Genomic DNA, 12,926 nt, shown 5'->3' with positions numbered 1-12,926 from the left:
GTGACATGCCCATGGAATGCTCGGTATTTGGGAGCGCTCCCACGATCCTGCCGTCCGTTACGGAACAGCATCCATGAACCCCATTCCAGGCACCGGGAGACGCTCCATGCTCACGTTCCCGCACGCGCCCCGCCGCTCTGCTCGCAGCGGGGCAAGAAGACGCACGACGGCCGCCCTGCTGGCGGCGGCCCTGCTCGCCGGCGGACTGGCCCTGGCCCCCGGGGCGGCCGGAGCCCCGTCCGCCGCGGACGCGGCCCCCACGACGACGACGCCCGTGAGAGTCAACCAGGCCGGCTATCTGCCGGACGGCCCCAAGCGCGCCACGGTGGTCACCTCGGCCGCCCAGCCGCTGACCTGGCAGTTGCGCGACGCGTCCGGCGCCACCATCGCCGCCGGCCGGACCGCCGTCCGCGGTACGGACGCGGCCTCGGGCGACGCGACCCATGTGGCGGACTTCTCCAAGTACCGGAAGGCGGGCTCGCAGTACGTCCTGGTGGTCGACGGGCAGAGCAGCGCCCCCTTCGACATCCGCGCGGACCTCTACGACAGCCTGCGCTCCGACTCGATGGCGTTCTTCTACCACCAGCGCAGCGGCACACCGATCGAGGCCTCGCTGGTGGGCCCCGCCTACGCCCGGCCCGCCGGTCACATCGGGGTCGCGCCGAACCAGGGCGACACCGAGGTTCCGTGTCAGGCCGGGGTGTGCGACTACACCCAGGACGTCAGGGGAGGCTGGTACGACGCGGGCGACCACGGCAAGTACGTCGTCAACGGCGGGATCTCCACCTGGCTGCTCGTCGACTCCTTCGCGCGCGCCAAGCGGGCCGGCACCGCGTCCGCGCTCGGCGACTCGACCCTGCGGATTCCCGAGCGCGGCAACAAGGTGCCCGACGTACTGGACGAGGCGCGCTGGGAGCTCGACTTCCTGATGCGGATGCAGGTGCCGGCCGGCAAGCAGTACGCCGGTATGGCCTTCCACAAGATCCACGACGCCGCCTGGACGGGGATCCCGACCCTCCCCCACGAGGACGCCCAGCCGCGCGAGCTGCACCGCCCGTCCACCGCGGCCACGCTCAACCTCGCCGCCACCGCCGCGCAGTGCGCCCGCGTCTTCAGGCCGTACGACTCCGCGTACGCGAACCGGTGCCTGTCGGTCGCCCGCACGGCCTGGACCGCCGCGAAGGCAAACCCCGCGCTGTACGCACCGGATTCGGACAGCACGGGTGGCGGCCCCTACGGTGACACGCAGGTCACGGACGACTTCTACTGGGCCGCCGCCGAGCTGTACGCGGCGACCGGGGAGCGCGTCTACCGGGACGCGGTCACCTCCTCTCCCTGGCACACCTCGGCCGACGCGTTCACGCCGACGGGCTTCAACTGGGCCGAGACCGCGGCGCTCGGCAGGCTCACCCTGGCGACCGTACGCAACGGGCTGCCCGCGTCCGACATCGCGCGGTTGCGCGCCTCGGTGAAGACCGCGGCCGACGGCCACCTGTCGACGATGGCCGGTCAGGGCTACGCGGTCCCCATCCCCGTCAACGGATACGTCTGGGGCTCCAACAGCCAGGTCACCAACAACGCGATCGTGATGGCCACCGCCCACGCGCTGACCGGCCAGCAGCGGTACCGCGCCGGGGTGCTGGAGTCGATGGACTACCTGCTGGGCCGCAACACCCTCGACCTCTCCTACGTCACCGGCTACGGCGACACGTACGCCCGCAACCAGCACCACCGTTTCTGGGCCAACCAGTACGAGCCCTCGCTGCCGAACCCGCCGGCGGGCTCCCTCGCGGGCGGCCCCAACAGCGGTCTGCAGGACCCGGTCGCGCTGGAGCACCTGGCCGGCTGCGCGCCCGCGGCCTGCTACATCGACGACATCGGCTCGTACTCCACCAACGAGGTGACCATCAACTGGAACGCCCCGCTGGCCTGGCTGGCCGCCTACGCCGCCGAGCGGTAAAACCACAAGCTCGCGTACGGCGTGGCCGCGGTGGTACTGGCCGTAGTGGTCGCGGGCGTGATGCTGCTGCTCCGCAAGTAGCTGTCAGCCGGTCCGCGTCAGCGTCGGAGCCCCGCCCGGTACACCCCGGGCGGGGCTCCGTAGCGTTGCCGGAAGACCCGGTTGAAGTGGAACGGGCTGGCGAAGCCGGAGGCCGCCGCCACCCGCTCCACCGGCAGGCCGGTGGCTTCCAGCAGCCGGGCCGCGTGCAGGAGCCGGGCGGCGAGCAGTGCCCGCATCGGGGAGTGGCCGAGTTGCTGGGTGAACAGGTGCGCAAAACGGGATGCCGAGAGCGAGACTCCCGCGGCCAGCGACTCCACGGAGTGCGGCGCCCCCGGATCGGCGGCGATGAGCGCCTCGGCCTGTCGGATGCGCGGGTCGATGCCCGACCGGTCGGGTGCCGCGTGAGCGGTGGCGGTGGCAGTGGCGAGCAGGACGATCGACTCCAGGGAGCAGAGGGTCAGTTCGCGAGCCGCGGCTCCATGGGCCACGGCTACCTGACTGTCCGGGACGCTCCCGTCGTCCGCGGGTCCCACCTCGGGCGGGGCCCCCTCCCCCGTCCAGCGGGCGTCCGCCAGCATGCGCCGGAACGACGACTCCAGACGCTCCCGGACACCGCCCGGCACCGACGCGACGGCGTACAGCCGATCACCGCGGGCGTACGGCCGCAGCCAGCCCGTCCAGGAGGGTCTGGCCTGGCAGTGGACCCACCAGAACGCCCAGTGCCGGGCGCCCGGCGCGACGGCGTAGCGGTGCGGGACACCGGGGCCGAGGACCACCAGGTCCCCGGCGCCCGCCCGGGTCTGCGCGGCGCCCTGGCTCAGCCGCCCCGCACCGCCCGTGGTCCAGGTGAAGAGCCAGCTGTCGGCACCGCGCGGCCGGGTGACGCGGTAGCCGGGACGTTGGTCGAAGCGGCCGACGGTGACCAGGCCCGGCGGCGGGGACGGGGCAGCGGTCTCGGGCAACTCGTCAGCATGCACAGGCATCCTCCCCAATCGCGCTCCGGCTTAGCTTGAGGCATATCGGGCAAGGGTGGGAAGGGATGGTCGTATGACAGTCACGGACAGGAACACGGACGCGGACGCGAACAAGGACGCCGTACGGCGGTTCGAGGAGGACGGCTTCACGGTGGCGCGCGGGCTGTTCGGCCGGGCCGAGATCGACGCGCTGTGTGCCGAGTTCACCGCGCTGCACGCCGCCGGACCGGTCCCTGGGCACTTCGAACCCCGGGCGGCCGAGACCGCGGGGGCCGCCGACCCGCTGCACCGCTACCCCCGGGTCATGCATCCGCACCGCATCAACGACCTTGCCCTGCGATATCTGCTCGAACCCCGGCTGCGGGGCATCCTCGAACTCCTGTTGGGCGAAGAGGTGCTGGCCGCGCAGAGCATGTTCTACTTCAAGCCGCCGGGCGCCCGTGGCCAGGCCCTGCACCAGGACAACTTCTATCTGCGGGTGGAGCCCGGCACCTGTGTCGCCGCCTGGATCGCCTGCGATGTGATCGACCGGGAGAACGGCGGCCTGGAGGTGGTCCCGGGCACCCACCGCATGGACGTGTTCTGCCCCGAACAGGCCGACGAGGGGCTGTCGTTCGCCCGTGAGTACGTGCCGCCGCCGCCCGGCCTGGCCGCCGTACCGGTCGACATGGAGCCGGGCGACGTCCTCTTCTTCAACGGCAGCCTGGTGCACGGCTCCCAGCCCAACCGCAGTGCCGACCGCTTCCGCCGCTCGTACATCGGTCACTATGTGGGCCGCTCCACGCAGCGCATCGGCCGCTTCTACCGCACGCTGTCGATGAGCGGCGATCCCGTGCCGCTGCGGGAGAGCGAGGGCGCGGGCCCGTGCGGCACGGAGTTCGCGGCGACGGGCCCGCACTGAGGCACCGGGTCAGGACCGGGGTCAGGAGCGCAGCAGCTCCGCCCCGCCGAGACCGAGCACGCCGTCCCGCCAGGTCAGGCCGCGCAGGTCGCGTACGACGACGGGGGCGCCGGTGTCCAGGCCGCGCGGCCCGACACCGATGACGTACGCTCCCGCCGCCGCGCCCGCCGTGGCGCCCGCGGCGCTGTCCTCGAAGACGACGGCGCGCGCCGGGTCCACGCCGAGCTTGCCGGCCGCCGCGAGGTAGCCGTCGGGGGCGGGTTTGCCGTGGCCGACGTCGTCCGCGGTGATGAGTACGGGCGGCACCGGCAGGCCGGCGGCGGCGAGCCGGGCCCGGGCGAGTGCGGTGACTCCGGAGGTCACCACGGCCCAACTCCCCTGCGGCAGGCTCGTCAGGAGGTCGAGGGCGCCGGGCAGGGCGGTCGTGGTGGCGGCGGCCTCGATCTCCAGGCGGTCGATCTCGGCGAGGGCCGCCGGCCGCTCCGCCGGGTCGGCGACGAGCAGTGCGACGGTGTCGGCGGAGCGCCGGCCGTGCACCATCGCGGTGACCTCGTCGGCCGGCAGTCCGCGGGCCCGGGCCCACTGGCTCCACGCCTGGTCGACGCCGAGGTCGGAGTCGACCAGGACGCCGTCGTTGTCGAAGAGAAGGCCCTCGCAGGGGATGTTCATGTCCGGGCCTTTCCGGTGCCGGTGGTGACGGGACGGTTGCGGTAGCGGCCGACGAGTTCGCGCGCGGCGGGCTGCATACGCGCGGGCGGCAGTCCCCGCGCCAGCAGGGTGAGGTCGTCGACCACCATGTCGCCGATGCTTCGGAAGGCCTCCGGGATGCCGCCGGCGCGGTGGGCGGAGAGCACGAGTCCCTCCAGAGCGCGGGCGGGGTCGTCGGCGGCGACGGGCTCGTCGGGCCAGACGTCGATGGCCGCCAGCAGGCGGCCCGCGGCCACCTGCGCGAGCAGCGCCGGGTAGTCGACGACGGGGGCCCGGCTGACGTGCACCAGCCGGGCGCCGTCGGGCAGCAGGCCGAGTTCGCGCTCGCCGAGCAGATGGCGGCTCTCCTCGGTGGCGGTGGCGAGGACGAAGACGAACCGGCTGCTCGTCAGGGTCTCGTCCAGCGTGGCCGGGACGAGCCCCTGCTCGCGCAGGACGGCGGGCGGCAGCCAGGGGTCGTAGACCCGGATGGTGGGACGGAAGGCCGCCAGCAGCGGGTACAGGCTGCGGCCGAGGTTCCCGAAGCCGATCAGGCCGACATCCGAGCCGTGCAGCAGTACGGCGTCGGCGTTGCCCTCGGCCACGTACCGCTCCCGCCCGGCGCGGAAGGCGCGGTCCTCGCGGCTGATGCCGCGCGCGAGATCGAGGGCGAGCCCGAGTGCGTACTCGGCGACGGCCTGCGCGTACGCGGGTCCGCAGTTGAGGACGTGGATGCCGCGCCGGAAGCAGACTTCGTAGTCGAGGTACGGATAGAAGTTGCCCTCGATGTTGAGCACGGCTCTCAACTCGCCTGCCCGGGCGAGGCGTTCGGCGGGCAGGTCCGGCTGGCCGACGACGGCGAAGGCGTCGGGCAGGGCCCGGTCGAGGGCTTCCTCGGTGTCCGGTTCCACGACGGTGAAGCGGTCGTGGAGCAGGGCCAGCGCCGCCGGGCCGAAGATGCGGTCCTTGGGGTGCGGGGCGGCGCGAAGGATCACGAGCGGCTTGTGCGGGGTGCTCACAGCTCTCCTTGTATCCGTACGGGAACAGGTGTCGGCCTCACGAAACGGTAGCTCCGCCCGCCCCGGCCGTCCCGCGTGGCCCTCCGGTGAACCCCAGGATCGCGTCGGCGACCGCACGCGGGTTCTCCAGCAGCATCGCATGGGTGCCGTCGATCTCCGCGACGGTCACCTCGGGCCGCTCCTCGGCCAGTTCGGCGAGGTCCCGGGCGAGCCCCTTCACGTAGGCCGCCATCAGCTCGTCGAACCAGTCGAGGCCGGGGACCTTCGGCACGGGCCGCAGCGCGCGACCGAGCAGCAGCGGCCGGTCCATACGGCGGAAGAGCGCGAAGACGTCGAGCGATTCGATCCTGGCCAGCATCTCCAGGGCATGCTCCCGCCCGGGCCGCACCTCCAGCTGCCCGTCGGGGCGCTCCCGGACCGAGCGCCGCACGCCCTCCTCCAACAGCTCGTACGGGATGCCCAGTTGGCCGGACATCGCCCGCTGCTGGGCGAGCAGGTCCTTCAGGCCGCCGGCGGGCAGGACCCGGCCCGCGGCCTTCGCGGCCAACTCCCGTACCTCGGTGAGCCGTTCCCCGACGTACGCGGGGTCGAGGCCGACGTACTGGTCGGGCCGCCCCCACCCGTATCCGTCCAGGTTCACCGCGCCGGGCGTGACCTGCGGGTGGTCGAGGGCGTACTGGACGGCGAGCATCCCGCCGAGTGAGTGGCCGACAGGGAGCGCCCCGGGCATCCCGTGCTCGGCCAGCACCGCCTCGATGTCACCGAGCACCTCGCCGATGTTCCATGTCCCGTCCGGCGAGAGCCCGTGACCCCGCAGGTCCAGGGCCAGCACCCGGTGGTGGCGTGCGAGGAGCGGGGCCACGGCGGCCCAGTCGGCCAGTGTGCGCCCGGCGCCGTGCAGCAACAGGAGGGGCACACCCTGGCCACCATGGTCGTGGACGGCCAGCGTGACGTCGTCTCGGCTCATGAGCCGACAGTAGAACGTCCGGTCCCGTCGGCGCTCCGGGATTCCGCCCGAGCGCTCCGGCCTGCGCGGACTTGACCCTGCGGCATTCGGCAGGCTTTGATCCTGGCGTGCCGAGGAGCGCGGCCCGGCACACAGAGGTGCGCCCAGCCGGTAGTGGACAAGGTTCTCAGTCCGGCCACAGTCGCCAGGATCGCCACGGCGGCGTCCGAGGCGGGGTCGTACTCGCGATGGGTGGAGCGGACATGTCCGTCAAGCGTGGTGCCCGCGGGAGAGTTCTCGGGGCGGCCGCCGCCCTGCTCGCCCTCGCGGCGCTGGCATCCTGCACGTCGGAGTCGGACGGGGGTCCGGGCGGCGCCCCGCGGCCGACCCCGAGCCCCAAGGCCAAGGCGGTTCGACCCCCGCCCCTGAACGCCGGTTTCGACTACCAGATCGGCGGTGCCTACCCCCCGCCGCCCGGTGTCCGCATCGTCGCCCGCGACCGTCGCGTGGAACCCGCTCGCGGCCTCTACAACATCTGTTACGTCAACGCGTTCCAGGCCCAGCCGGAGGAGCGCGAGGACTGGCCCGCCGACCTGCTGCTGCGCGACAAGAAGGGCAAGGCCGTCGTCGACGGCGACTGGAACGAGGCGCTGCTCGACATCGGCACACCCGCGAAGCGCGAGCGCGCCGCCGCCCGCGTCAACCAGTGGATCGACGGCTGCGCGGACAAGGGCTACGACGCCGTCGAGCCGGACAACTACGACAGTTACACCCGCTCCCACCGCTTGCTGAGCGCGGACGACGCCGTGTCCTTCATCAAGCTGCTCTCGGCGCACGCGCATGCGCGGGGGTTGGCCATCGCGCAGAAGAACGCCGTGGAGCTGGCCGGCCTCAGGTCTCGTGCCGGGCTCGACTTCGCGGTGGCGGAGGAGTGCGGCGAGTACGCCGAGTGCGGCGAGTACGCCGAGGCGTTCGACGACCGGGTCGTGGTCGTCGAGTACACCGACAGCGGCCTGAGAAAGGCCCGTTCGGGGTTCGGCGACCGGCTGAGCATCGTGCGCCGGGATGTGCTGGTGTCGACACCGGACAGCGCCGACTACGTCCGCAGGACCCGCTGACGAGGCCGGCCGGCATCAGGGACCTGCCGCGTCCGGAGCCAGCAGGTCCAGCGCCTGTTCCCATCGGTACCCGCGCTCGGCCGGACCGTCGAAGGCACGCTCGCCGAACCTGACCCCCATCCCGCGCAGTCGTTTCAGGCTCTCCCGGTAGGCGGGGTGGGCGGTCAACGCCTCGCTCACGCAAGGGAGTACGGAGATCGGGACGCCGAGTCCGTACGCCTCGCAGAGGGTGCCGAGGGCGAGGGTGTCGGAGATCCCGGCCGCCCACTTGTTGACGGTGTTGAAGGTCGCGGGCGCCACCGTGACGGCGTCCGGGTCCGGGAAGGGGCGCGGGTCGCCGGGTTTCCGCCAGGCGGAGCGGATGGGGCGGCCGGTCCGCTCCTCGATCGCCGCGGTGTCGAAGAAGTCCGTCGCGAGCGGAGTCGCGAAGACACCCACCTCCCAGTTCCGCTCCTGCGCCAGGACGATCAACTCACCGATGCCCTCGGCGACTCCGGCCGCGCAGACGACGACGTAGAGGAAGGGTTTCCGGGCCTGTTCGGTCACCCGGGAACCCTACTGAACCGGGAAGGACCCACCCCGCTCGGAGTCCGGCCGCGGGCCGCGGATCCGGCGCTCCTTCTCCTCGATCGGCACGTCGTTGATGCTGGCCTCGCGCCGGGTCATCAGCCCGTGCCCGTCGAACTCCCAGAGCTCGTTGCCGTACGAGCGCCACCACTGGCCGTCGGCGTCGCGGGACTCGTACTGGAAGCGGACGGCGATGCGGTTGCCGTCGAAGGCCCAGAGGTCCTTGCGCAGGGCGTACTCCCGCTCGCGCCGCCACTTCTCCGTGAGCAGTTCCACGATCTGCGCGCGGCCCGTCACGAAGGTGTCGCGGTTGCGCCAGACCGAATCCTCCGAGTACGCGAGGGAGACCTTGTGCGGGTCGCGGGTGTTCCAGGCGTCCTCGGCCGCCTGGACCTTCTGGGCCGCGGTCTCACGGGTGAAGGGCGGCAGGGGCGGGCGGTCGGCCATGGAGGGCTTCCTCTCAACGGTGGCATGTCGGGCGTCAACGGCGGCGCCCCGAGCGGGAGAACGTGCGTTCTCCGGTGTGACTGTTAACGTAGAGAACGGTGGTTCTCGCGTCAAGGCGTCCAAGAGCTTCCAGAGCTTCCGAGACATCAAGGAGCGGGCCGGTACATGGACAGCGCGGTCGCCAGGGAACAGGCCCTGGACGCGGCGGAGAGGTTGTTCTACGGGCGCGGCATACAGGCCGTCGGCATGGACGACATCCGTGGCGCGTCGGGGGTCTCGCTCAAGCGGCTCTACCAGCTGTTCCCCGCCAAGGAGCAGCTCGTGGTGGCCTACCTGGAGCGGCGTGACATCCGCTGGCGGCAACGGCTCGCCGACCATGTGGACGGCCACGAGGGCGACCCCGGAAACCCCGCGCGTCGGATTCTGGCGGTCTTCGACTGGCTGGGCCTGTGGTTCTGCGAGCCCGACTTCCGCGGCTGCGCCTGGATCAACTCGTACGGCGAACTCGGCGCCACGTCGGAGTCGGTCGGCACCCAGGTGCGCGCCCACAAGCGGGCCTTCAAGGACTACCTGGCGGGACTCGTGAGCGAGGCCGGGCTGCCCGCGGACCTGGCCGAACAGGTGTATCTGCTGGCGGAGGGGGCCATGGTCACCGCCGCCGTCGAGCGGAGCCCCGAGCCCGCCGTGCGTGCCGGGCGGGCGGCCCGGACGCTGGTGGAGGCGTGCGGCGGGCCGTCGGCCATTGACTGACGCGTCACGTAGTTGCAGACTCGGGCACAGATTTAACGGAGAATTGTTCACCAGGCGAACGTGCGGCTCGGCCTCGGAGCGCGGCCGGATCGCCGAGCAGGACAGGAAGTGCCGCGCATGACCCTCCATCGTGACCTGCTGATCGGCGGCAAGGACCAGCCCGCGGCCTCCGGCCGTACCACCGAGGACGTGAATCCGTACAGCTCGCAGGTGTACGCCACGGTCGCCGCGGCCGGTGTCGAGGACGTCACCCGGGCCGTGGACGCCGCGGCTGCCGCGTTCGCCGGCTGGGCCGCGCTCGGTCCGGCGCAGCGGCGCAGGATCTTCCTCACCGCGGCCGATCTGCTGGAGGCCCGCACCGAGGACGCCGTACGGACGATGGCGGGAGAGGTCGGCGGGACCCGGCCCTGGGCCATGTTCAACGTCGGTCTCGCCGCGAACATCCTCCGCGAGGCCGCCGCCGCGGTGACCGCACCACGCGGCGAGGTGCTGAGCGCGCAGGAGGAGGGCGCGCTGGGGCTCGCGGTCCGCGAACCGGTCGGTGTGGTGGCGGCCTTCTCGCCGTGGAACGCCCCGGTCATCCTCGGTGTCCGCGCCGTCGCGGCCCCGCTCGCGGCGGGCAACACCGTGGTGATGAAGCCGAGCGAGGACGCGCCGATCGCCTGCGGGCTGTTCATCGCGGACGTGCTGCGCGACGCCGGTCTGCCCGACGGCGTCCTGAACGTGATCACCAACGCCCCCGAGGACGCGGCCGCCGTCGCCGAGGCCCTGGTGTCCGACGAGCGCGTACGGGCCGTCAACTTCACCGGCTCCACCGGTGTGGGCCGCATCATCGGCGTGCACGCGGCCCGGCACCTCAAGCCCGCGGTCCTCGAACTCGGCGGCAAGAACTCCGTGATCGTGCTGGACGACGCCGACGTCGACTACGCGGTCGACGCCGCCGTCTTCTCCGTCTTCATGAACTCCGGCCAGATCTGCATGTCCGCGGACCGGATCCTCGTCCACGAGAGCCTCGCCGAGGAGTTCACGGCCAAGTTCACCGCGAAGACCGAGTCGCTCGCGTCCGGCGACCCCGCCGACCCGCACACCGTCGTCGGCCCGCTCGTCACCCCGGACGCCGCCCGCCGGGTCGCGGCGCTCGTCGAGGACGCCGTCGCCAAGGGGGCCACCGTGCTGACCGGCGGCTCCGCGCCCGAGGGAGCCGTGCACCCGGCGACCGTGCTCACCGGTCTGCCCGAGGACGCCGACCTGTTCCACGGCGAGGCGTTCGGCCCGCTCGTCGTGCTCAGCACCTTCACCACGGACGACGAGGCAGTGGCCTTCGCCAACGCCACGGAGCACGGGCTGACCTGCGGGATCATCACCGAGAACGGCACACACGGGCTGCGGGTCGCCCGCCGCGTCCGTACCGGCATCGTGCACATCAACGACCAGTCCGTCGCCGACGAACCGAACGCCCCCTTCGGCGGGTTCAAGGCCAGCGGCTACGGCCGTTTCGGCGGGCGCTGGGGCATCGAGGCGTTCAGCAACACGCGCTGGGTGACGCTGGCCACGCAGCAGACGCACTTCCCGTTCTGAGCGGTGCGGTTCCGGCCGCCCGGCGGGATGGCGTACGCGATGACGCGCGTACGCCATGACTTCCCGTACGCCATAAATGAGTTGCTCCGGCGGCTGTCCTGCCCCCAGCATCGGGCCATGTCCACGATCGAAGCCTTCCTGCCGCCGACCTCCGCCGCCGCTCGTCCGGTGCGGGTCCAGCAGCAGCCCGGCCGACCCCGGAGGCCCTCGCTTCCGCGGTCGTGACCGCCGCGCTCGTCGCGGGGCTTCTCGCGGGCTTTGGCATCGCCATCCCCGTCGGAGCGGTCGCGACCTACCTCGTCTCCCTCACCGCCCGAACGTCCCTGCGGATCGGCATGTGCGCCGCCCTCGGCGTGGCGACCGCCGACGGGCTCTACGCCCTGGTGGCCGCGCTCGGCGGTACCGCCCTCGCCAGCGCGCTGCACCCGGTGCTGGAACCGCTGCGCTGGGCCTCGGGACTCGTACTCGTCGCCCTGGCGGTACGCGGCGGACTCACCGCGCTCCGCCAGTACCGGGACCGGCGGCTCGCCACCCGCTCCGACCGGACGCCCCTGAGCCCCGGCCGCGCCTACCTGGCCCTGCTGGGCATCACACTGCTGAACCCCACCACCGTCGTCTACTTCGCGGCGCTGGTGCTCGGCGGTGGTTCCGGCACGGCCGCGGGCCCATGGCAGCAGGGCGTGTTCGTCCTCGCCGCCTTCGCCGCGTCGGCGAGCTGGCAGCTGCTGCTCGCGGGTGGCGGAGCCCTGCTCGGCCGGGTGCTGACGGGCCGGCGGGGGCGGCTGGTGACAGCGCTGGTGTCCAGCGCGGTGATCCTGGCGCTTGCCGTGCGCATGCTCGTGGCGCCGTCATGACGAGCCGCCGCGTAACAGGCCCTGCCGGAGGCCGCATCGCGGACCTCCGAAAGAATCTTCCGCCCGTCCGTCACACTCCCCCGTCGCGCTCCGTCAGTGCGGTGACAGACACTTACGGAACTCCTGAGGAGCATGTGATGCAGGCACGGATGAAGAACCCCGCGATGATCCTTCCCGACGCGATGCAGTCCATCCAGGGCCTGATCAAGGCAGTCGGCAAGGGCGGTGTGCCCCAGCAGATCCTTGAGCTCGCGCACCTGCGCGCCAGTCAGATCAACGGCTGCAGTGTCTGCGTCTACGGGGGCAGCCACAGCGCCCGGAAGGCGGGGCTGAGCGACGAAAGGCTCTGGTCGGTGTCGGCCTGGCGCGAGGCCCCGTTCTACTCGGACGCCGAGCGCGCCGCCCTGGCCCTGGCCGAGGCGATGACCCGGCTCAGCGACCACTCCGGTGACGCGGTGCCGGACGAGCTGTGGGACGAGGTCGCCGACCACTACGACGAGCAGCAGATCGCCGCGCTCATCCTGTGGATCGCCACGACCAATCTCTTCAACCGGCTCAACGCCACCGTCAAGGAGCCGGCGGGCGCCACCTGGAGCTAGCCGGTCCCCGGTGGGGGCCGCTACCCGGCCTGGAAGGCGCGGGCCACCGCGAGGCTGTCCTCGTACACGTGGTGCCGTACGACCAGGCCGTTCTCGACGGTGAGGTGGAGGGTGAACCGGGCGCGGTAGGCGCGTCCGGTGGCCTTCGCCGTCCGGTGGCCTTCGCCGTCTGGCGGATCTCGCCGAGGACGACCGCCTCGGCGCCGTCGACGAGGATGTGCTCGATCTCGGTGGCCGCCTGTCCGGGGACGTGGTGCTCGGCCAGCAGGCGGTAGTGGTCGGCGGCGTCGGCGCGGCTGGACCGCTGCCGGATCCAGGGCGTGTCGGCGCGTCCGTGCTCGTCCTGCGGCCAGCCGGGAGCCTGTTTCTGAACCCCCGTCGTCCGCGCGGAGCGCGGGCGCAGCGGCGGTCGGCGCGTGCCCTCGGCGTGCGGCGTCGCAGGTCATGTGGCGGAGCCACCAGTACAGCGGCGACGGGGGGCGGG

13 protein-coding genes and 1 pseudogene are annotated in these 12,926 nt (G+C 72.4%); 7 read left to right on the top strand and 7 right to left on the bottom strand.

The window, feature by feature from the left end; all coding sequences use genetic code 11:
• Positions 1-73 precede the first annotated feature (73 nt).
• Entirely contained in the window at positions 74-1,960 is a 1,887-nt protein-coding gene (locus AB0I18_RS40535; protein ID WP_363110760.1) for a glycoside hydrolase family 9 protein, read from the top strand.
• A gap of 98 nt (positions 1,961-2,058) precedes the next feature.
• On the opposite strand, the gene AB0I18_RS40530 is transcribed toward AB0I18_RS40535, so the two are convergent.
• The gene (locus AB0I18_RS40530; protein WP_363110759.1) at positions 2,059-2,985 is read right to left on the bottom strand and encodes a helix-turn-helix domain-containing protein; all 927 of its coding nucleotides are present in this window, start codon (positions 2,983-2,985) and stop codon (positions 2,059-2,061) included.
• A 64-nt stretch (positions 2,986-3,049) separates the two neighbouring features.
• Here AB0I18_RS40530 and AB0I18_RS40525 point away from each other — a divergent pair, with 64 nt between their 5' ends.
• Positions 3,050-3,877 carry a phytanoyl-CoA dioxygenase family protein gene (locus AB0I18_RS40525; RefSeq protein ID WP_363110758.1) on the top strand — a complete coding sequence of 276 codons (828 nt, stop codon included), beginning with the start codon at positions 3,050-3,052 and terminating at the stop codon, positions 3,875-3,877.
• Between the two features lie 21 nt (positions 3,878-3,898).
• Here AB0I18_RS40525 and AB0I18_RS40520 read toward each other — a convergent pair whose 3' ends face one another.
• Genes AB0I18_RS40520 through AB0I18_RS40510 form a run of 3 tightly spaced genes read right to left on the bottom strand, consistent with a single transcriptional unit; the run spans position 3,899 to position 6,550 of the window.
• Positions 3,899-4,546, bottom strand: coding sequence for an HAD-IA family hydrolase (locus AB0I18_RS40520; RefSeq protein ID WP_363110757.1), 648 nt, complete (start codon positions 4,544-4,546; stop codon positions 3,899-3,901).
• Positions 4,543-5,583, bottom strand: coding sequence for an NAD(P)-dependent oxidoreductase (locus AB0I18_RS40515; RefSeq protein WP_363110756.1), 1,041 nt, complete (start codon positions 5,581-5,583; stop codon positions 4,543-4,545). Before AB0I18_RS40515 ends, AB0I18_RS40520 begins: the two co-directional genes overlap by 4 nt.
• 37 nt (positions 5,584-5,620) lie before the next feature.
• Entirely contained in the window at positions 5,621-6,550 is a 930-nt protein-coding gene (locus AB0I18_RS40510) for an alpha/beta hydrolase (protein ID WP_363110755.1), read from the bottom strand.
• Between the two features lie 242 nt (positions 6,551-6,792).
• Here AB0I18_RS40510 and AB0I18_RS40505 point away from each other — a divergent pair, with 242 nt between their 5' ends.
• Positions 6,793-7,647, top strand: a complete 855-nt coding sequence (locus AB0I18_RS40505) for an endo alpha-1,4 polygalactosaminidase (protein WP_363110754.1) — start codon at positions 6,793-6,795, stop codon at positions 7,645-7,647.
• 15 nt (positions 7,648-7,662) lie between these two features.
• Here AB0I18_RS40505 and AB0I18_RS40500 read toward each other — a convergent pair whose 3' ends face one another.
• Together AB0I18_RS40500 and AB0I18_RS40495 are read right to left on the bottom strand one after the other, a co-directional pair.
• Positions 7,663-8,193: a flavoprotein gene (locus AB0I18_RS40500; RefSeq protein WP_363110753.1), complete on the bottom strand. Its 531-nt coding sequence runs from the start codon at positions 8,191-8,193 to the stop codon at positions 7,663-7,665.
• Between the two features lie 9 nt (positions 8,194-8,202).
• Complete coding sequence (locus tag AB0I18_RS40495) at positions 8,203-8,661, bottom strand: nuclear transport factor 2 family protein (RefSeq protein WP_363110752.1); 459 nt, start codon at positions 8,659-8,661, stop codon at positions 8,203-8,205.
• Positions 8,662-8,826: 165 nt separating this feature from the next.
• Here AB0I18_RS40495 and AB0I18_RS40490 point away from each other — a divergent pair, with 165 nt between their 5' ends.
• The 4 genes from AB0I18_RS40490 (at position 8,827) to AB0I18_RS40475 (ending at position 12,442) form a co-directional block, all read left to right on the top strand.
• Positions 8,827-9,411, top strand: a complete 585-nt coding sequence (locus tag AB0I18_RS40490; protein WP_363110751.1) for a TetR/AcrR family transcriptional regulator — start codon at positions 8,827-8,829, stop codon at positions 9,409-9,411.
• A 117-nt stretch (positions 9,412-9,528) separates the two neighbouring features.
• Positions 9,529-10,989, top strand: a complete 1,461-nt coding sequence (locus AB0I18_RS40485; protein ID WP_363110750.1) for an aldehyde dehydrogenase family protein — start codon at positions 9,529-9,531, stop codon at positions 10,987-10,989.
• A 221-nt stretch (positions 10,990-11,210) separates the two neighbouring features.
• A complete protein-coding gene (locus tag AB0I18_RS40480; protein ID WP_363110749.1) occupies positions 11,211-11,843 on the top strand; it encodes a LysE family transporter in 633 nt (210 codons plus the stop codon).
• 137 nt (positions 11,844-11,980) lie between these two features.
• On the top strand, positions 11,981-12,442 hold the full coding sequence (locus tag AB0I18_RS40475) for a carboxymuconolactone decarboxylase family protein (protein ID WP_363110748.1): 462 nt from the start codon (positions 11,981-11,983) through the stop codon (positions 12,440-12,442).
• Positions 12,443-12,462: 20 nt separating this feature from the next.
• Here the strand turns inward: AB0I18_RS40475 and AB0I18_RS40470 are convergent.
• A pseudogene (locus AB0I18_RS40470) lies at positions 12,463-12,794 on the bottom strand (nuclear transport factor 2 family protein); the annotation flags it as partial.
• Between the last annotated feature and the right edge of the window lie 132 nt (positions 12,795-12,926).

The organism is Streptomyces sp. NPDC050704, from assembly GCF_040654355.1.
GTDB lineage: Bacteria > Actinomycetota > Actinomycetes > Streptomycetales > Streptomycetaceae > Streptomyces.
The sequence above is the reverse complement of the archived record's forward strand: the minus strand, read 5'-3'. Positions and strand labels throughout refer to the sequence as shown.